Annotated in this window: 13 protein-coding genes and 1 pseudogene; 7 read left to right on the top strand and 7 right to left on the bottom strand. The window is 39.5% G+C overall.

The genetic code is table 11. The features are described 5' to 3' along the window. Window positions 1-35 precede the first annotated feature (35 nt). The 5 genes from AB2N10_RS05665 to AB2N10_RS05645 all read right to left on the bottom strand — a co-directional run bounded on the left by AB2N10_RS05665 (window position 36) and on the right by AB2N10_RS05645 (window position 6,013). Window positions 36-254 (bottom strand): hypothetical protein, encoded by a 219-nt coding sequence (locus tag AB2N10_RS05665; protein WP_369434467.1) that lies wholly within the window; start codon window positions 252-254, stop codon window positions 36-38. A 15-nt stretch (window positions 255-269) separates the two neighbouring features. Next, a complete protein-coding gene (locus tag AB2N10_RS05660; protein WP_369434466.1) occupies window positions 270-830 on the bottom strand; it encodes a metallophosphoesterase in 561 nt (186 codons plus the stop codon). A gap of 460 nt (window positions 831-1,290) precedes the next feature. After that, window positions 1,291-3,066 carry a cysteine/glutathione ABC transporter ATP-binding protein/permease CydC gene (gene cydC, locus AB2N10_RS05655; RefSeq protein ID WP_354625272.1) on the bottom strand — a complete coding sequence of 592 codons (1,776 nt, stop codon included), beginning with the start codon at window positions 3,064-3,066 and terminating at the stop codon, window positions 1,291-1,293. After that, on the bottom strand, window positions 3,063-4,862 hold the full coding sequence (cydD, locus tag AB2N10_RS05650) for a cysteine/glutathione ABC transporter permease/ATP-binding protein CydD (protein ID WP_354625273.1): 1,800 nt from the start codon (window positions 4,860-4,862) through the stop codon (window positions 3,063-3,065). The genes cydC and cydD overlap by 4 nt, the downstream gene beginning before the upstream one ends. Window positions 4,863-5,146: 284 nt before the next feature. Beyond that, a complete protein-coding gene (locus tag AB2N10_RS05645; RefSeq protein ID WP_369434465.1) occupies window positions 5,147-6,013 on the bottom strand; it encodes an NAD(+)--dinitrogen-reductase ADP-D-ribosyltransferase in 867 nt (288 codons plus the stop codon). An 88-nt stretch (window positions 6,014-6,101) separates the two neighbouring features. Here AB2N10_RS05645 and AB2N10_RS05640 point away from each other — a divergent pair, with 88 nt between their 5' ends. The 3 genes from AB2N10_RS05640 (at window position 6,102) to AB2N10_RS05630 (ending at window position 8,884) form a co-directional block, all read left to right on the top strand. Continuing rightward, window positions 6,102-6,929, top strand: a complete 828-nt coding sequence (locus tag AB2N10_RS05640; protein WP_369434464.1) for an ADP-ribosylglycohydrolase family protein — start codon at window positions 6,102-6,104, stop codon at window positions 6,927-6,929. A gap of 208 nt (window positions 6,930-7,137) precedes the next feature. Further along, a complete protein-coding gene (locus AB2N10_RS05635) occupies window positions 7,138-8,004 on the top strand; it encodes a mechanosensitive ion channel family protein (protein WP_369434463.1) in 867 nt (288 codons plus the stop codon). Between the two features lie 67 nt (window positions 8,005-8,071). Then, entirely contained in the window at window positions 8,072-8,884 is an 813-nt protein-coding gene (locus AB2N10_RS05630) for a competence/damage-inducible protein A (RefSeq protein ID WP_354625322.1), read from the top strand. 48 nt (window positions 8,885-8,932) lie between these two features. Here AB2N10_RS05630 and AB2N10_RS05625 read toward each other — a convergent pair whose 3' ends face one another. Both AB2N10_RS05625 and AB2N10_RS05620 read right to left on the bottom strand, forming a co-directional pair. Next, entirely contained in the window at window positions 8,933-11,095 is a 2,163-nt protein-coding gene (locus tag AB2N10_RS05625; protein WP_369434462.1) for an MFS transporter, read from the bottom strand. Window positions 11,096-11,193: 98 nt separating this feature from the next. Then, entirely contained in the window at window positions 11,194-11,955 is a 762-nt protein-coding gene (locus AB2N10_RS05620) for a hypothetical protein (RefSeq protein WP_354625278.1), read from the bottom strand. A gap of 309 nt (window positions 11,956-12,264) precedes the next feature. On the opposite strand from AB2N10_RS05620, the gene hflX reads away from it, so the two are divergent. The 4 genes and pseudogenes from hflX to AB2N10_RS05600 all read left to right on the top strand — a co-directional run bounded on the left by hflX (window position 12,265) and on the right by AB2N10_RS05600 (window position 21,149). Continuing rightward, complete coding sequence (gene hflX, locus AB2N10_RS05615; protein ID WP_354625323.1) at window positions 12,265-13,608, top strand: GTPase HflX; 1,344 nt, start codon at window positions 12,265-12,267, stop codon at window positions 13,606-13,608. Between the two features lie 282 nt (window positions 13,609-13,890). After that, window positions 13,891-18,861: a PAS domain S-box protein gene (locus tag AB2N10_RS05610; protein ID WP_369434461.1), complete on the top strand. Its 4,971-nt coding sequence runs from the start codon at window positions 13,891-13,893 to the stop codon at window positions 18,859-18,861. Window positions 18,862-18,992: 131 nt separating this feature from the next. Then, window positions 18,993-20,046 (top strand): annotated as a pseudogene (locus AB2N10_RS05605) (HD domain-containing phosphohydrolase). A gap of 242 nt (window positions 20,047-20,288) precedes the next feature. Then, window positions 20,289-21,149: a hypothetical protein gene (locus AB2N10_RS05600; protein ID WP_354625282.1), complete on the top strand. Its 861-nt coding sequence runs from the start codon at window positions 20,289-20,291 to the stop codon at window positions 21,147-21,149. Window positions 21,150-21,160: the final 11 nt, after the last annotated feature.

The following is a 21,160-nucleotide window of genomic DNA, read 5'->3' as shown; positions in this document are numbered from 1 at the left end:
TATCGATTGATCATCGCCCTTACTGAATGTCACAATTAAAAGGAGGTGAGTGCGACAGATGTTAAGTTATGCCTTAATATAATTTCACGAAACTGTAATCTGTCATGAGGGGTTTGCTCAGTCGATTTTCCAGAAGCCAGCATCCAATCAATATCAAATTGGCCGTTATAAGCTTCTGATTTGTGATCGTGTCCAAAGCAAAGGATATCCACTCTTGAGGCTAGCATGCGCAATAATTTCTTAGCATCATCCATTTCCATCCCAAATTTTCAATCGAAAGGGTGATGGTGAAAATAGACAACAATAGATTTATTTCCTTGGTATTTTTTTAATAGTTTGTCAATTGCTATTCTTTGTGGCTCTCCTACTTCTCCGCTCGCAAAGTGAAGCAGTTGATTTTCATTACCTACAACCGAGTCTACTCCAATAAAAATGGTGTCATCTATCTCAGTTATCATAGGGTAGATATTTTCCATTTTTATTGATGGATTTTCTGCTTCTTTATGGTTAATGAGTTTTGCTAGCATGTATTCTTGGAATAATTGCTGTGATTTTTCAGTGTAGATATTTCCTTTGTATCCATAATCATGATTACCTGGTGTTGGTAATACAGTAAACTTAGCTTCTACTAATGGTTTTAATATATTGAGAGCATTTTCGTATTGTTCCTCACTACCATCATCTGTGATATCACCAGTAATTAAAATTGTAATAGGTTGACTTGCATAGTTTTTCATAATGTAGCTTACAAGTGTCTTTGCATTTATGTTGTCGGGGTGTTTATTAGAGCCGTGAATATGGAGGTCGCTGATATGAATAATTGTAGTCATAATTAACTCCGTTTTAACTGAGTAGTAATGTTTTATTTGTACACTGCCTACAGGCTTGAGTAATTATGGTCAGACATCTAATATTTAGCAGTCTGTTTTTTACTTTCCCTTGACTTATGTCATTTCTTTATCACTTTAATTTAATCTAACGTCTAATTTCAAACTTTTGAATTGTTTTCTGCTCTCATTAACGGGTTAATGCAATCCAAAAAAGCGATATTTTGATCAGTTGTTTAATTTTCACAGTCCTCATAACTGAGGTGTGGCCTTGCTTCATAACAAAAGCAGTAGTCTTTTTTTTGAGTAGAATATAGGGGGGCCTCAGTGGTAAGATGAACTGGTGAATCACACTTCTTTGTGATATCACCGAACTGTTTATTGATAGGCGCAAGTAGATGTATGTGAAGTGCATCTAGGGCTATACCGTAACCAAATAGATTACGGTCATTATTAATATGCGCTAATTTAATTGTTGATAAAGACTGGCGTAATAGGCATCTTTTGTTAATAACTCAGCATGCTCTCCTGATACACGCAATACGCCATTTTCCATCAAGTGAATATTATCCATTGCACTCATTGCGGTTAATCGGTGACTGATCATTAAAACGGTTTTATCCTTGGCAAATGCGAGCAGTACAGAGAGAATTTCACGTTCAGTACGCTTATCTAACCCCTCCGTTGGTTCATCCAACAGTAAAATAGGTGCATTACGTAGCAAGACACGTGCAACACCAATACGCCTTTGTTCACCGCCGGAAAGCTGTCTGCCTCCTTCGCCTATCCAGATATCAAGTGGATTCTCTCCTTCTGTTAGTATAGAAAGGCCAACTTTTCTCAATACCTCAATAAGGCGTTTGTCATTTTCCGCTTGAGCCTGTTGTTGCTCCGTAAAGGTTGAATATTCAACTAAATCGGGTTGTGCTAGCGTTAAATTGCTACGTAATGTGCCAGCAAATAGGTAGATTCGCTGACTCACGATAGAGAGTCCCTTGCTCAGCGCTGCCTGACTATATTGATTAATAGGCTGTTCATCTATTAGTAGGCAACCCGAACTCGCTTCCCATTCTCTTGTAATTAGTGATAGAAGGGTTGATTTACCACAACCTGTTTGGCCCAGCAATGCGACTTTTTCCCCTGCTTTTATTGATAAATTGATCCCTTTAATTATTTCTTCACTGTCGGGATATGAAAAACAGATATCCTTGAGGGTAATGCTACCGCTTTTTATGGCATATTGATTACCTTGATTAAATACAATGTCAGGGGTTTGCTCTACTAATTCATTAACGCGTTTGCTGGCATTAATACAAGATGATAAATGTTGAAAAGCACCGGCAATAGGCATCAGCATTTCAATACAGGCGAGTGCCATAAATGTCAGCATTGCTAACATAGGTCCCGGCGGTTGCTGGTCGCCAATACCAGAAGATGCAATATAAAGTACAAGTACGACAATACCGCCATGTAATAGGATCAAGGCGGCTTGGCTAAAGGCGACAATATTAGCGATGGCTGCTTGGCTTGCTAAAAGTTGATCTTCAGAGTCTGCTATTTTTTTACGGAAACGGTCATGTGCGGCAAACAGGGAGATCTCTGCTAATCCCTGTACAAACTCTAATAGTTGTACGCGTAAAATACGTCTTTTTTCTAGTTCCTGTACGCCAGGTTTTCGCCCTAGATAATAGAATAGCCACGGTAAAATAAGCCACATGAGCAGGAGACTGGCACAAAAAATGAGCGCGATTTGCGCATCTATCCAAGCAACAAACAGATATAAGCCAGCAAGCATCATTAATGCTGCCAACATGGGGGTAATTAAACGTAGATAGAGGTGATCTAAGGTGTCAATATCTGCAACTAGCCGATTAAGTAAATCACCTTGTCTAACGCCTTGCATATTGGACGCGCTTAGCGGCAATACTTTACGCCAAGCCCATACGCGTAGTTGCGTAAGTAGTTTGAAAGTTGCCTCATGGGTTGTTAAACGTTCACCGTAGCGACTGCCGGTGCGTACGATTGATAGAAAGCGAACACCACCTCCAGGGGTTAGATAATTAAAAGCCTGTGCGCTGACAACTGTTAACCCTGCCACTGCAGAGGCGGATAAAAACCAGCCGGAGAGTGACAACAGGCCAATGGCAGCCATTAAAGCCACAATGCTTAAAAATAAGCCTAATATCATCATTAGCCACTGATGTTTAAATAATTTTATAAAGGGCAGTAAGGCTCTCATGAATGATGCTCCGTATTTGCTTGTTGTTCATCTTCTTGCATTTGTTTAAATAACCCTGCGCTATTTTGCAATGCTGTAAAGCTTCCCTGTTGTACAATACGGCCTTTTTCTAACACCCAAATAGTATCTACCCTTTGTAATTGATCAATGCGGTGGGTGACCATTAAACTACTGGCACCGCTGGTGGCCGAATGTAATGCAGCAAGTACGGCTTGTTCGCTATGTCTATCTAAACTAGCCGTTGGTTCATCGAGTAAAAAAAGTGCAGCCTCTTGTCCAAGTGCTCGGGCTAATGCAATGCGCTGCGCTTGTCCCACAGAAACGCCACTCATTTGTTCACCAATGGGATGGTCTAATCCAAGCGGTTGCTGCTCAATAAAATCGGCTATTTGCGCCTTTGTTAATAGAGAGAAGATTTTATCATCGCTCATGTTCGGATTAGCCATAGCGATATTATCACGTACTGTGCCATGAAAAAGCTGAGGCTCTTGGCCAAGCCAAGCTAAATGAGAACGCCACTGTGAGATGGGGATTTCTTTTAATTCAATCCCATTAATGGTTAGTGACCCTTGATAGGGTAGAAAGCCTAATAAACCATTTATTAGGCTGCTTTTACCTGCTCCACTTGGGCCGACTACGGCGATATGTTGCCCGCTTTTAAGTTGAAAATTGAGTGGGCCAGCAAGGGTGACTCCGGTATGACTTTGTACGCAGAAATCGTTAGCAATAATATCGACGCTTTTTTGCCAGTCTACAGCTGGGATCTGTTCATTGCTCGTTGTTGCTTGAGGATTATTTTCTACTTTGTATTCTAATAAACTCATTAGCTCTTGTGCAGCACCAATCGCTTGTGCTTTAGCATGATAATGGCTACCCATATCACGTAGTGGTTGATAAAACTCAGGTGCGAGCATTAATATAAACATTCCCGCAAATAGGCTAAAGCCTGCACCATAATCACCAAAACTAAAATGTCCTAGGAAACTAAATCCAAAGTAAATGGCTAATAAGGCAATAGAGATGGCTGCAAAAAATTCTAAAACAGCGGAGCTTAAAAAGGCAATACGTAGTACCTCCATGGTTTTTTGACGAAACGACTCAGATGCTGCTTCTATTTCCTTTCCTTCTGCTTCACCACGGTTGAATAATTTCAAGGTTTTTAAACCTTTCAAACGATCCATAAAATGTCCGCTTAATTTAGCGAGGGCGGTGAAATTTTTTCGATTGGCGTCAGCTGCGCCCATGCCAACAAGCACCATAAATATCGGGATCAGTGGCGCGGTACAAAGTAAAATCAATCCCGCTGTCCAATTGACAGGAAAAACGACAATTAAAATGCAAAACGGGATAAAAACAGCCAGTAACATTTGTGGTAAATATCGGGCATAAAAATCATGTAGATCTTCCACTTGTTCAAGCACAATGGTCGCCCATGCGCCAGCAGGTTTGCCTTTTACAAACGCGGGCCCTAATTCATTAAGTTTATTAAGTACAGCGTGGCGGATATGCTGTCTGAGTCGTTTACCTGCTTCAAAACAGCTTCTTTCACGAGCAAATGCCAGTAGTGCGCGTACTGGAAGTAGGGCTAGCAACCCTATAAACGCGTCATTAAATTCAGATTTAGGCAGGTTTAAAATGATAATGCCATGTAAAATTGTAGAGATTAAATAGGCTTGCAATATTAATGCAAAACCACTCAACAGGCCGAAAATAACGGTTAGATTTAGGTAAAAACCACATATCTTTTTCTGTTTTTTTAACCAAGCGGTAAGCTGTTTTTGTAATGGTTTATCCATATTATTCCTGGCGTTTGAATGTTTTATCGATACAAAATGTAATAGTAATCCCTTTAATTATATAAATTATTTATGTGTAGAAATAAATGCATATTAACGAGGCATGGATTACTACAATTGGTTGTTTTAATTGAAAATATATGACGAAACTAGAATTTATTTTAACAACCATTAATGCATAGATAATTATAGGATTGGCTATAATATGTGAAGTATCGCATGTTCTTGTCTATCAGCAAAAAGATTTAGTCGTTAGTTAACATGGGTATATAAATCGAGGAAGGTTATCGAGTTATTGTCGTTTGGTAGATTCCTCCAACCACTAAATATTCATTTTCACCTTTCAGTACGCCGTTCAACAGTTCTGGGAAGTAAAGTATTTTGCTATAAGGAACCTGAGTCTCAAGAATGACATCCCCGAAGGTGCCAGAAAAATCACGATCACTAGTAAATGAATTGAGATTATTTAGTAATAACAGTGGTTGATTGTCGCTAATATTGCCTATTTTGTGGTGCTGTTCAAGGTGGTTAACTCCGCGATATAATAAGTAGTGTGTATTTAAAGGTAGGATACGTTGAAGTTCGTACTGGCAATAGGTATAGAGTAAATCCAACTGCGCTTCTAACGCATTACTGTTATATAGGCCGCGGACATAGTCGCTTTGATAGGCACGGTTAATGATACAGTTTGGATCGTTGAGTAGGCCATTGTGGTTAAGGGTAAGCAGTCCAAAACGCGATTCAACCCAGCGCTTCATCACAGCCGCTTCGACACCTTCTGCATTAAACATCCAACCCCGTAAGAGACGAAGGTAATCGGCTTTATCGCGTTTTATAGAACCGGTTTGTGGTGTAAAACCTGCTTCATCACTTTTGCCTAATAGGAACGCTGAACACATATATTGATGAAAGTGTAGCGCGCGTACCTCTTTACTTGTTATGTTCGCTAATGCGTTGAAAAAATCGTGATGTAACGCCGTAACACAATCGATAGAGAGTGCAATCGGGTGCTGTTGATATGTATGACTGCCTAGTATATAGGCAGGGACATTACAACGGTTCAGCGAAGTGTAAGCAAACATCGGTAAAGAGGCGCAGGGGGCTTTACACACTTTTGAGTCGCGATGTTCTGTTATATGATAATCGGTCATGGTGATAATATATACCCATCACCGTTAGAGATGCAAATTCACCAAAAAATGCGCGGTCAGAGTGTTGTCGAAAATAGGGATATAAATAATGCAAAATCGTAAACAGCGTTATCTAGGTGCGCTACTGGGGTTGGCAACGGGGGATGCGCTGGGCACCACATTGGAGTTCAAAGAGCGAGGTAGCTTTGAGCCCTTAATGGATCTTGTCGGCGGTGGACCATTTCGTTTACAGGCTGGGCAATGGACGGACGATACATCAATGGCGTTATGTCTTGCCACATCACTACTAAGCTGTAATGGCTTTGACGCCGACGATCAAATGCAGCGCTACAACAACTGGCGTACACAGGGGTATATGAGTAGCAACGGCCGTTGTTTTGATATTGGCGTTACCGTTTCAGAGGCGTTGAGTCAATATCTAAGTGATGGTAACCCCTATGCAGGCTCCACAAATCCCTTTTCAGCAGGTAACGGATCATTAATGCGTCTTGCCCCAGTGGTGATGTTTTATAGTCCTAATTTAAACCAAGTTATCCATTTTGCTGGTGAAAGTTCTCGTACCACACATGCCGCCAAGGAGTGTATTGATGCGTGTTGCTATTTTGCCTCGTTGCTTCATTGCGCATTTTCAGGTGAAGATAAAGAGCGTATTTTAAGTTGTTCGTTATATCAACCGACGACGCGTAAAATAAAAGCCATTCAGCAACAGGCTTACCGAGAAAAAAGCGCGATGGATATTAAGGGCAGTGGTTATGTCGTCGACTGTTTAGAAGCGGCACTATGGTGTTTTGCTAAGAGCGATAATTACGCGGACGCGGTACTGCTTGCTGCTAATTTAGGAGATGATGCAGATACCACCGCCGCCGTATGTGGGCAGATCAGGCGCATTTTATGGTTTGCAAGGGATCCCTACTAAGTGGCTGGAAAAAATCACACAAGCGCAAGATATACAGGTCATGGCTGAACAGTTGTATGATATAGGGCGCAATAAATAACAATTTGAAAATAGTGTATTAATTGCTGATTTAGCATAATATTGTCGACACCTGTTAGCCGAGCTGTTTTTTGATTGTAAATAGCTCTTTGCTAGTACAAAAGTCAACCCATTAATCGTTAGGTAAATCATGATAACATTTTCACAAGTTGCTGCCTTTTTTAATCTAAATGTGATAACAATCGGTAATCAGCCCATTACCGTGGGTAATGTACTTATTATTCCCGCATTTATAGTCTTTGGATTATGGTTCACCAAATTTATGGTGAAGTTTATTACTAAGCGTTTAGCTTCACGTAATACCAATCCCAATGTTATTCATTTGCTGCAACGACTTTTTTATGTTTTAGCCATTGTCATTTTAGTTATCACCACATTAGACATGATTAATGTGCCGATTACCGCCTTTGCTTTTCTCTCAGGTGCGATTGCTATCGGTTTTGGTTTTGGTGCACAAAATATCATTAACAATTTTATCAGTGGTTGGATTTTAATATGGGAAAAGCCGATTAGAATTAGAGACTTCCTTGAAGTTGATGGGGCAAAGGGGACAGTTGAGGAGATTAATACGCGCTCGACTAAAATTCGTCGTATTGATGGCGTCCATATGCTTATTCCAAATAGTAAATTATTGGAAAACACCGTTATCAATTGGACGCTGGTCGACCAACTAGTTCGAACATCTGTACGTATCGGAGTGGCTTATGGCTCATCAGCACGTCAGGTAGCAGATTTAATTCTACAAGCCGCTAAGGAGCAACCTGAAGTTTTAAAAGATTCACCACCCATTGTATCCTTTGAAGATTTTGGTGATAACGCCCTTATTTTTGAGGTGAATTTTTGGATTAATTCCAATGTAGAAGGGGGGCTGCGTATTGTCCGTAGTAATATCCGTTTTAGAATCGATGAGCTATTTAGTGAAAATAATATCGTTATTGCCTTCCCACAACGTGATGTACATATTGATGGCTCGCTAACGATTAATCGTCAGCGCTAAACCGGGTGGCTAACCTTTTTGTTTTATAGATTTAGCTATATTTTATCGGTACAAGGAATGTTAATTGATGAACAAAACTGCTGATGTAGAGATACTGATTGTTGGCAATGAAATATTAAGTGGTGATATTGTTGATAGTAATACGAATTGGTTGTGTAAATTTATTCATCAACGAGGAGGGGCGGTAAGCCGTGTAACCGTCGTCCCGGATGTTATCGAAGTTATTGCCGACGCGGTTCGTGCTGCTGTATCAAGGCAGGTCGATATCCTTTTTACTTCTGGCGGTTTAGGACCAACGTCGGATGACTTAACACTTCAAGCGGTGGCAAAAGGGAGTGACCGCGACCTTGTCTTACATAGCGAAGCACTTGAATTGGTGCGTAAGCAGTATGATCATTTTTTCGAAGCGGGCATTATGTCACAGGGTGGGTTAAACCCTGCACGGGAAAAAATGGCTTATTTGCCTGTTGGCAGTGAGCCAATTATTAATCCCATTGGTACTGCTCCAGCGGTTTTTTTACCGTTACAACAGACCACCATAATAAGTGTCCCGGGTGTACCTTCGGAATTACAAGCAATTATTGAACAATCATTGCAACCCTTTTTAGATAGCGTTTTTGTCGGTGGTGCTGCTATATCGAAGCGCGTAACGGTCAGTTGCAACGATGAATCGCTGCTCGAATCGGTTTTGCTGCCCGTTGTGAAAAACTATCCCGAAATATATACCAAGTCATTAGCGACAACGATTGGTGAAAAACCGGAGATGGATATTATTATGTCCATATCGGGTATCGGTGAAAAAACTTTCATTTTAGAAAAAGCCTTTCAGGAATTATGTGATGGCCTCACTCGGCTTGGTTTCGCCATCAAAAAATGCTAATTAGGGGTTTTTTATTTACTATTCCAAAAGTAAATAAAGCTTAGTTTATTATTTATGATTTTCTATAGCCTCACTGTTTATCTCCTGCTGCTGAGTACTTACCGCATCTAATAGCTGATCCTTTATCGGGTCTTGTTCAGGTTTATCATCAATAGAAAGCGTTAACTCTTGATTAGAAACTGCGTCTGTATCTTGTAGTAATTCGACCATTTGTGAAGCTACATCAGGCACTGAATCTACGATAGTTGTGGCAACCTCGATGGCATACTCTGGGATATGCTCTACAACTTGTACAATATAGTCATTGACTGCATGCTCTACGTTTTCAGCGGCCTCTCGCGCTGATGTTTGTTTACCTTCATGCAAAATTAGATTATGTACATAGGCTTCTGCGACCATATTAGCAGATTCAGGCAATGCTTCTGAGACGGTTAATGCCAATTCGGCAGACTGCTCGGGAGAGACCTCAGATAAGCGGTTATATAACTCCGTTGCCGTCTCTTGAGAAGCCGCTGCACATCGGTCCACCGGGCGCATTTCGGAGAGTGATTCAGATAAATTTTCCATATATTTTTGCGTTATTTCTAAGAGCTCACTAGGATGATTTTGATGCATGTTCTCCGCGGCTAATTCCATGATGGTGACACCATTATCCGGCATCGCATTGGCAATCGCGACAATGATTTTAGTATATTGCTCAGGGTATTCGGTTGTTATCCAATCAACTAACTGTTCCGCTTGGTCGGGTGAAGCGTTGGTCAATGCTGTTGCAATTGGTAACGTCATTTCTGGCGCTGCAGCGGTAATTGCTGTATATAATTTTGCAATATCAATCTCTTCGATAGTACTTAATGTTGCAGCTAAATTTGATGCATGAATAGGATCACGTAAAGCTAAAGCCTTGGCCATATTTACTGCGGCAGCGGGGTTATTTGTCGCTAAATTAATTGCGGCTTCAACTTCCTCTTTATACTCAAACGAAGGGGTATATTCGGTTCTAGGATCTAGTGCTGATACAGCACCTGATGGGGTTTGCATAATAAAATGTTCCTGCTCTTGAGCAGGCAATGCAACGCGCTGCTGCATACGTACGATTATAAAAATGAGCAATGTTATAGCGGTAAATAAGATGAAAGCAAATAAAGCATTACTGCCAAAAGCACTCATCACAACGGATGCGAAATAGGGGCCTAAAATACTACCTAATGCATAGATGAATAATAGCGAAGACATGGCCGCTAAAATTTGTCCCTTAATCACTTTATCAAAGGTTTCTGACATACTCATAGGGTACAGGCAGGCCACAATTCCTGTAATAATAGCAATAGTTGTAAGGCTTAATTTAAACATTGCTGTCGTGACCAGTAAAGGGACTAATAGGGACAAGATAATAATAGTTGCGAGCATTGCCAGCATGACTTTACGTCGGTCAAAATGGTCAGATAGGTAGGCTATAGGAAATTGCAAGATGATTGCCCCAGAGATTGCTGCCCCCATGAACAGTGATAAATCTAACCCTGTTATGCCGTTATTGCCTGCAAATATTGGTAACATATTAAGCAATCCGGCATACAGTACACCACAATAAAAGCAACTAACCACACCTAAGGGTGATAACTTAAAAAGTGTAATTAAAGACATGGATGGACTGTCTTCAATCTGTGGTCCTTTTTGTTTACTAATAACAATGGGGGTGATCGATAAACTAAATAAAATACCGACAATAACAAACAGTGTTATTTCCGATACAGGGGCGAATGTTAATAAAAATTGCCCCAAGAAAAGCGCACTCATGATGACCATCTGATGAATGGATAGAATACGTCCTCTATTTTTTTCAGTCGCACTATGGCTTAACCAGCTATCGATTGTGGCAAATGCACAGGCCACAGAAAATCCAGTTACAATACGCATTAAGCCAAGTATATAGGGGTCTGGGTAGAGGCCAGATAAGAGGATGGCGACCGAGGTTAAGCTACCAGACATGGCAAAGATGCGAATATGACCAACCCGTTGCAATAGTTTACGGCTGTAAATAGCACCGAATAAAAAGCCTACGGATAACATTGATAAAACAAGACCAATGTGGCTGAGGCTAACACCATCTACCTGCATTCTCACGGGTAACAAAAGATTGCTAAGGCCATAACCTAGCATGAGTAAAAAACTACTAGATAGTTGCAGTAGCAAAGGTCTTATCGTTGTTATCACTGTATTATTCTCTATTACTACTGTCGTTATAAAAGTGGGTTTGGTATTTGTATGAGTATGGTATAGCAATTAACGCGGCAGACCAATGTTAATAGGTATTATTGCAAAGCTAATTTATGCTGTTGTATGAGCAAATACCCCCCCCAAAGGTAACTTAATAAAATCAGTATGCTACCTATAGTAAAAGCAATGGTTGCAATTGTTTGGGTGTGTGCAAGGTTGCCCGTCATGCTAAGCAAATTTCCCCAGTCATGGCTTTCTTCGCCTTTATTCAATATTAAAGGGAGCAAGCGATGTTGCGCATCTGCAATATAGGGGCTGATATCAATAAAATTCTGACCGCACCACCAAAGCATGATTGAAGCGGCAAAATTGTCTTTTTGCTGAATAGTAAAAAGTAATAGGATCAGTAAGGGTAACATTATTTGAAATAAGCTGCCGCCTAAAATAGACCAAAACCGTCCAAAAGGCATAAAAAGAAAGTGGCCAAACTCGTGAAAGGGTAAATTGGCGTTATGTAAAAAAGAGCTGCCAATACTTTGCCAATCAATGCCACCTAAAATGAACGACCAACCCCATATAAAAAAAAGTAAAAAAGTTAAAGTACGCCCGTATAAAGCGATTGTGTCAACCTGATAGGGAACCGATAAAAATAGATCCTTTAGTAATTCCAAGCGACTCATGGTTGTATCATCGACATTATCTTCCATATACGGGGTATTGTTACTGGTACTGGTTTCCTGAGCACTCCATTTGCTATAGACAATGCCGCAGGCAGGGCAGACGTCTTGATGAACTAATGCGTCGTATTCAGTACGCTGATACTGACATTTAGGGCATATAGGTAAATTGTCGGGCATCACCACCTCTTGGTTAATCTAGTGTCACTTACGGTTATACCAATCGGATTAAGTCTGTGATCGAAATTTTGCGCAGGAAAAAAGGCTTAATTTGAGGCGTAAGTTTATGCATAGGTTGTTCCCTTTACGAAACTTACAACAAAAAAGTCAGTTATTTTAACCAGTAAAATAGCTCAGCTATTTATTGCGATTGGTATTAATATAATTTATCAGTTAAGCGCCGATAAATACATGCTTTAACTATTAACAGGTATATAATAGTGACGCGGTTAGCAATGACCGAATATGATTCCTTTAGCGAGCGCTATGATGACAATAACTACTTTAGAGACGACTCCTCGTGCTCTATTAATTTCCATTCGTACTCCACATATTACTATCGATGAGATTGATGAGTCGCTAGCTGAATTGCAACGATTAGTCACTACCCTCGGATTTACAGTGTTGGCAACACAAACACAGCGGCAAACATCCACTAAACGGCGTACTGTACTTGGAACCGGGAAATTACAGGAGTTAGCACGTATAACAGGAGACCATGAAAAAACTAATATAGATGATTCTCTGGCAAATATCGATGAGCAAGAGTTAACTGAATTTTTAAATCAAACAAATAATGGTCCGCAGGCTAATGTCGTGGTCTTTGATTGCGAACTAAGCCCTCGGCAGTTACGCAATGTTGAAGATGCATTAGGCGTTAAAGTCTTTGATCGCAGTGGAATTATCATTGAGATTTTTAGCCGCCATGCACGTACACGTACAGCCCGGTTACAGGTTGAATTAGCACGTTTAACCTATTTAGCACCACGAGTGCGCAGTGAATATAGTGGCGATCATGAGCGTCATAGTGGACGAGGCTCGGGGGAAACGCCATTTGCTATCGAACGTCGTCGTATTCGTGATAAACAGGCAGAAATCAGGAGAGAAATAAAGAGTATTGAAAATGAAATGCAAGAGCAACGCAGTAGTCGAGCAGAAGAGTTGACGGTTGCATTAGTTGGCTATACCAATGCAGGTAAATCATCATTAATGCGTGCTTTGACAGAGGCCGATGTGCTTGTTGAAGATAAACTTTTCGCAACCTTAGATACGACAGTAAGGCTTTTATCTCCAGCTACGTATCCGCCTATTTTACTATCAGATACGGTGGGATTTATTAAAAAACTGCCGCATGATTTAATCGCATCATTTCATTCAACATTACTAGAAGCGAAAGAAGCAGACTTGCTTTTGTATGTCGTCGATGCTGCCGATAAAAATTTTAGTTCACAGCTTTCACTTGTTGAACAGGTGTTGCAGCAACTACAGATTGATTCAAAGAACCGATTATTGGTGTTAAATAAAGTTGATTGTTTACCAGATACTCAACGAAATGTTTTATCGAATGCATACCCAAGTGCGTTACAAATTTGCGCCCATAACGGTGATGATATAGCACTTTTGCATCAAAAAATTCAAGATGCACTTGCCGATCAAATGATTTCCGCTTGTTTTAATATTCCATACAACTGTCGTGCGATCATTGGCGATGTACACAGTAAAATGCGCGTGATTGAAGAAATTTACCATGAAGGAGGTATAAGGCTAACTGTTCAAGCAAGCAGCATCTCTCTGCAACGTTTAAATAAAAAGTTGTATAACTTAGGTAAATAAAATGGTTTATGTAAATTAGACTTTTATTTAACATTTCATTCTGTTTTCATATATAATTTTGACTATTATTCCTGTAATAAGTAACTTATCGCCTTGCAAATAAATTTCCACCTTTTTGCAAGGCAAGCGCCTGCCAAAGCATCTTTAGGTAACATAGGTATATAAATATTGCTATCACAATGGTTTTTGCTAGGGTGCATATTAACTTATTGATTATATGATTTTATTCTTAACTATTTTTTGTAATTAATGTGTATTCCCATTTATATAGAGAGAACCCATATGCGAAGTTTGATTTTTGATAAACGTAATAAATCTATTATCTTTACAACTCTCATTTCGTTCTTTCTCTGTTTTGTTTTGGTCGTCTCATGGTACGCGCTTGAGCAGATGGAAAAGGGCTTTCGTCACGAATTTGGAGATACCTTGGTGACGGTTAATAACTCTGTTAATGAATCGCTATCTATTTGGAAAAGTAGCCGCAGGGATAAAACTAACCTTATTTTTAGTGATGAACGAATCGTTAGTGATGTGTCACGTTTGCTTACCTTACCTCGAGAAGAAAATCAATTGATCAACAGCGACGCATTCGCTGAACTACAACAGTTATATATCTCCAAAAAACGCTATTTCAATGCCGTCGGTTTTTATATTCTTTCGCCTGATGGTATCACCATTGCTTCCTCCATTAAGCATGATATTGGTAAAACTAACCTATTAAGGAAGCAATATCCTGAGTTGCTAACACAAGCGTTACAGGGGAGAAGTGTATTTATTCCGCCTATATATTCAGACCTTTTTGTTGTAGAAAATTCATATCAACAACAGAAATTTGTGATGTTTTTTCTTAGACCAATTAAAAATGAAGCCGACGAAATTATTGCACTGCTTGCCGTGGCCTTTGATCCGCTTATCTCACTTAATTCAATAATTAAATCTGGGTGGGTTGGAAAGTCTGGAGAAACCTATTTTATTGATAGGGAGTCGCAATTATTAACAGCGCCTCGCCTGCAATCGGAATTACTAACGTTAGCCAAAAATTATCCTGATTACAGAGAAGTGATAGGTATTACATTGCGCGACCCCGGCGGTGATTTACGCACAGGTTATAAGCCCACTTTAACATCTCAGGAATGGCCATTGACAACCGCAGCGATGGCATTAAGAGCGGGCGAAAGTGGCTACAATATACAAGGATATCGTGATGCTCGAGGTGTAGAAGTTGCAGGAGCATGGAGTTGGTCAGACGAGTTACAGATAGGTATCGTGACAGAGATTGATCTGGCGGAGGTGTTGGTATCCTACCGTAACATGCGTAATTTAATCATGACGGTATTAATTTCGGTGATCATCATTTCCTTATCTTTAACCTTCTTCATCTTTTGGATGGGCAATAAAGAACGTAGTCGCCTTGCTCACTTCATTGATATTCGTACTAAGGAGTTGCAAGAACATAAACAAAGAACTGAACTGATATTGAATTCCGCAGGGGAAGGGGTTTTTGGTTTAGATACTAATGGTTTAGTCACTTTTTGTAATCATGCGGCAGCACAAATGTTAGGTTATGAAATAAGCGAATTAATTGGCTTGTCGATGCATAGTCACATTCATTATGCAAATGCCGATGGGACAGTTTACCACTTAGAAGATTGTCCCATGTGCGCTTCGTACCGAGAAGGGGTCACCCACAATATTAGTAATGAAGTATTGTGGCGCAAAGATGGCAGCGCATTTCCTGTTGAATATACCTCTACACCAATTGATGAAGCAGGGCAAATTAGTGGGGCTGTCGTTGTTTTTCGAGATATAACCGAAAGAATCGCCAGTGAAACTCAAATTCAAGCAAGCATTGAACGTTTTCGCGTTTTGTTTGATCAAGCTGCAGATCCATTTTTAATTTTTGATGGCGAACGTTTTGTTGATTGCAACCAAGCGGCTATTGACCTCCTTCATTATGATAATAAAAGCGAATTATTAGCTAAAAAACCAAGTGACATTTCACCTGAATATCAAGCAAATGGTGAGAGTTCAGAAGCGCAAGTCAAAGAGGTAACCGCTCTGGCGCTTAAACAAGGGCGTCACAGTTTCGATTGGCGTCATAAGTGTAAAGATGGTTCAACTATTCCCGTTGAAGTGATTTTAACGCACATGCAATTAGATGGTAAATCGGTGTTTTTCACTGTATTGCATGATTTAACCGAGCGGATTAAGGCAGAGCAAGAAATACGTCATGTTAATTTTTTATCGGATATTGCACTCGAATTGACGCAAAGCGGTTATTGGCATATTGACTACAGCGATCCTGACTATTACTACCAATCTGATCGTGCCGCAAAAATTTTGGGAGACCCGTTAAGAACCGATGGACGTTACCATCTACAGAGTGAATGGTTTGCCAATGTTGTTGCAGGAGACGAAGCAGCGGCAACGATTACGGCCGAGAAATATGATGGTGCTGTCAGTGGCAAATACGATTTTTATGAAGCTACTTATGCCTATAAAAGTCCAATCACAGGTAAAGTTGTTTGGGTTCATGCCGCCGGTAAGCTGGTCCATGATGACAATGGAAAATTACTTTATATGTATGGCGCATACCAAGATATAACCAGTGAAAAACTGGCGCTTAATGCGCTTAAAGTCAGTGAAGAACGCTTTGCTTTAACGACCTCAGGTAGCGGGGATGGATTATGGGATTATGATATTAAAGAGAGAAAAATATGGTTTTCGCCACGCTTTCGTACACTGTTAGGTTATAAAAATGAACAAGATTTTCCCAATAACCTTGAATCATGGGAAAACGCGTTATACGAGGAAGATCGAGAATTTGCACTCGCTACATTTAAATCACATATCGAAAATGGTAGCGATTATGACGTTGAGTGTCGCTTATTAACGAAACAAGGCGATATAAACTGGTTTCAAATACGGGGCAAAGCATTACATGATGAAGCGGGGGTTGCTTATCGTGATGCTGGTTCTATTTCTGATATTAACCAACGAAAAATGATGGAAGAGGCGCTTATTGTTGCAAAAGAAAAAGCGGAGTCTGCAACGCGAGCCAAATCTGACTTTTTAGCAAATATGAGCCATGAAATACGTACTCCTATGAATGCGATTATAGGCATGAGCTATCTTGCTTTACAAACAGACCTCAATAGTAAACAACGAAATTATATCGATAAAGTATACCGTTCAGGGGATGCGTTACTCGGGATTATTAATGATATTTTAGATTTCTCAAAAATCGAAGCGGGTAAATTAGATATTGAAAGCATTGATTTTCGCCTTGAAGATGTCCTTGATAATATTGCTAACCTGCTCGGTTTAAAGGCAGAAGAGAAAAATATTGAATTGATGTTCGACCTTGAAGCTGGTTTGCCGACTGCATTAATCGGCGATCCACTTCGTTTAGGGCAGGTTTTACTTAATCTTGGTAATAACGCCGTAAAATTTACTGATCAAGGTGAAATTGTTATTTCAGTGAGGGTCATGGAAGAGGATGAACAGCAAGTTAAATTACACTTCTCTGTGCGTGATACAGGGGTCGGCATGAATGCGCAACAGCAAGCAAAAATGTTCCAATCTTTTTCACAGGCAGATAGCAGTACAACACGTAAATATGGCGGCACCGGGCTTGGTTTGGTCATATCAAAAACCCTAACTGAATTAATGGGAGGGGAGATTTGGCTAGAAAGCGAAGCGGGTGTAGGTAGCATATTTCAATTTACGGTGAGGTTAGGTAAACAGCAAGGTGTACAGTCGCAGCGTCATGTCAATAGCAGAGAATTAGGGGCATTACGGGTATTGATTGTTGATGATAATGTGACCTCTCAAGAGATACTCAGTGGCATGCTAGTAAGTTTTGGATTACGTGTTGAGCAAGCGTATTCAGGACAACAGGCCTTAGATATGATCACTAAAAACAGCGCTAAAGAGCCCTATAACCTGGTTATAATGGATTGGAAAATGCCAAATATGGATGGTATTGAAACCACGCGAATTATGCAGTTAAATAAAGATATAAATGAAGTACCGACAGTAATTATGTTAACCGCACATGGACGTGAAGAAGCACAACAAGCAGGACAGGGCCTTTGTATAAATTCATTTCTAACAAAACCTGTAACCTCATCGACATTGTTCGATGCCATCATGCATGCAATAGGCAAAGAGCTATTAATTGAAAGCCGCGCTATGGACAAACAAGGTGAAGTTGATGAAAATATTGCCAAACTCAGTGGTGCCAAAATATTATTGGTTGAAGATAATGAAATAAATCAAGAGCTTGCTTTGGATTTGTTGACTACCAATGGCTTGCAAGTTTCGGTCGCTAATAATGGACAAGAAGCAATTGCGTTATTAAATCAGGAAAACTTTGATGGTGTGTTAATGGATTGCCAAATGCCGGTGATGGACGGTTATACAGCAACTAAATTATTACGCGCCCAATTACGTTTTGCAGATTTGCCAATACTTGCAATGACAGCCAATGCTATGTCTACTGATAAAGAAAAAGTGCTTGCAGTTGGTATGAACGACCATATATCTAAACCGATTAGAGTCAATGAGATGTTTCATATAATGGCCAAATGGATCTCCCCTGCAGTACCCAATTGTACAGCTAACGCAATAGTACCTAAAAAAGGATCTGAAATGGGGCTACCAACACTATATGGTATTAACGTTACTCAAGGGTTAGAGACCTGTCAGGGGAACAGTGAATTTTACAAAAAACTACTCCTGAAATTTGCTCAAAGTGAGTCTGATTTCGCCGATAAATTTAGAGCTGCACTCGCTGATGATGATATGGAGTTAGCTTTCCGTTATGCCCATACAATAAAAGGTGTAGCAGGTAATATCAGTGCTCAAAGTGTACAAAACATAGCCTCTGTTTTAGAAATAGCTTGTCGAGATAGCCAAGACAAGCAGGAATTTGCACCGTTGTTAGATGAGCTCAGCTGTGAATTATCCTTGGTGATTGAAGGGATAAAACAATTAGAAAATGCGCCTGCTCAAGTTAAAGATGGACAGCTTCTTGATAAGAAGAAACTTTCTTCATTGTTAGCTGAACTAAAATTATTAATTGAAGATAATGACACCGCTGCGAACAAAGCATTGGAACAACTCAATAAATTACCTGGCATTGAAAAATATGATTTATCATTACAAGTGCTAACTAACGCGCTTAGTGAATATGATTTTGATAGTGCGTTGAACACGCTAACGACGTTACAAGAAAGTATAGATCTCTGACACGTAAAAATACAAAGCCATCAAGAAAAGCGTACTGAGAGGTTCGGTATATAATTGATAATTACGCTGGTGGTGTTTTTGTGTTTTATTATTAATGTTTAGTTAATTGTATAAGCCATATTAAGGAATAGATAGTGGATAACTCTCAAAGCAAACAAACAATATTATTGGTTGATGACGCCGCAGTTAATATTGATGTATTAACCAATATCCTCTCTCCGTTGTATAAAATTAAAGCGGCAACGACGGGCGAAAGGGCATTAAAAGTGGCTTTTACTAATCCACCCGATCTTATTTTATTGGATGTAATTATGCCTGAAATGGATGGCTATGAAGTATGTCGCCGTTTAAAGGATGATCCTCGTACAAAAAATATTCCCGTCATTTTTGTCACGGCTAAAGATGATACTGAACACGAATCATTCGGCTTTGAGTTAGGTGCAGTTGATTATATAACCAAACCTGTTAATGCCGTTATTGTCAAAGCACGTGTACAGACGCACGTAGCACTTTCAAATCAAAATAAAGAGCTAGAACGAAAAGTACAAGATAGAACACAGCAGCTAATCGCAAGTAGACGGGAGATCATTGAGCGATTAGGCCGAGCCGCTGAATTTAAAGATTGGGAAAACCGGCATGCACATCGTTAGGATGAGTCACTACTGTTATGCATTGGCAGAAGCTATTGCGATGTCAATCGAAGAAGCTGATATTTTACTTCATGCTGCCCCAATGCATGATATAGGAAAAATAGGCATACCAGATAATGTACTCTTAAAAGAAGGCAAGCTAGACAACGATGAATGGGATTTAATGCGTAAGCATACGACCTACGGTGCAGAGATACTTGGCTCAAAAAATTTACCAGGAGAGCTACTAGATATGGCTTATACGGTTGCCTTAACACACCATGAAAAATTTAATGGCACAGGGTATCCTGATGGTTTAAAAGGTGAAGAGATCCCACTTGTAGGCAGAATTGTTGCTATAGCGGATGTATTTGATGCATTAACAACGCCACGTCCATATAAAGAAGCATGGAGTGTTGAAAAAGCAATTGAATTAATAAAGTCAGAATCCGGGCAACACTTTGATCCTATGTTAGTAGATAAATTTATAGAAATATTACCTGAGATTCTTCGTATAAAAGAGAAATACGATGACCCATCAAACAAAGCAGAGTAACTATTCGATTATACTATTCCGCCTATTATTGTAGTCCTGGTTGTTGATGAAAAATGGTAAAGAACAAGGTGAAGCAACTCTATTGACTTCTTAATTCTTTTTTGTGAGTTTGATTGGTATTTTTAAAATATGCTCAGGTATTATTATGCCAAATAAATTATTTGAACTACGTGATATTTTTTAAAGTTCTAATTAACAACAATTTTGCCGCTATGAAATAGGGGTGTATGAGAGGGTGATAAGTGAATCTGCAGTACAAAATTAAAAATAAGCGTGAAACAGTTTCACTTATTAAGAAATACTTGCTGAATATCGTTTTAACTGCTTTTGCTGCAATAACATTATTACAGCCCTCAACAACGCTTGCTGCCACCATCACTGAAGTTATTTATCCAAAACATAGTCAACGATCTGAGTTTTATTCTAAAGTACTCGAATTGGCATTGCAAAAAACAGAAGCTGAATATGGTGAATTTGAGTTAAAGTCCTATGATAAAGAAGCATCAACAGAAAGATTACGTCACTCTTTAATGGTTGGACAAGATGTTACTGTTTTATGGAGCTCTAGTAGTAAAGAACGAGATGAAAAGTATTTACCCGTAAAAGTTAATTTACTAAAGGGATTGAATAGATTTCGTTTCATTGTTATCCGTTCTTCAGACAAAGCACGTTTTGATGCAGTTGATAATTTGACAAAATTACGCGCGTTTACTGCAGGATCTGGTACATATTGGAGTGATACAAAAGTACTTTTTGAAAACGATTTGCCCGTTGTCACTACCCTTAATCATGACATATTAAAACTATTAGGCGCTAATCGGTTTGATTATGTGCTACGCGGTGCTTATGAAGTCTGGTCGGAATTGGCAAGTAATGAAGAAAAATTCACTATTTTTGAGAAACTACTAATCTGTTATTCAGGTGAATATTATTTCTATTTGAATAAGAGCAATACCTTACTAGCAGAGCGCTTAGAAAAAGGGATCAATTTAGCATTGGCAGATGGTAGTTTTGATAAATTATTTTTTGGGGTGTCTGATTTTAAAAAAGGCTGGGATAAGATTTATAATAATAGATACCATGTAGTGCAATTATCAAAATAACAATTTTAAAA

Origin of the sequence: Psychromonas sp. MME1 (genome assembly GCF_041080865.1) — a bacterium.
GTDB lineage: Bacteria > Pseudomonadota > Gammaproteobacteria > Enterobacterales > Psychromonadaceae > Psychromonas.
The sequence above is the reverse complement of the archived record's forward strand: the minus strand, read 5'-3'. Positions and strand labels throughout refer to the sequence as shown.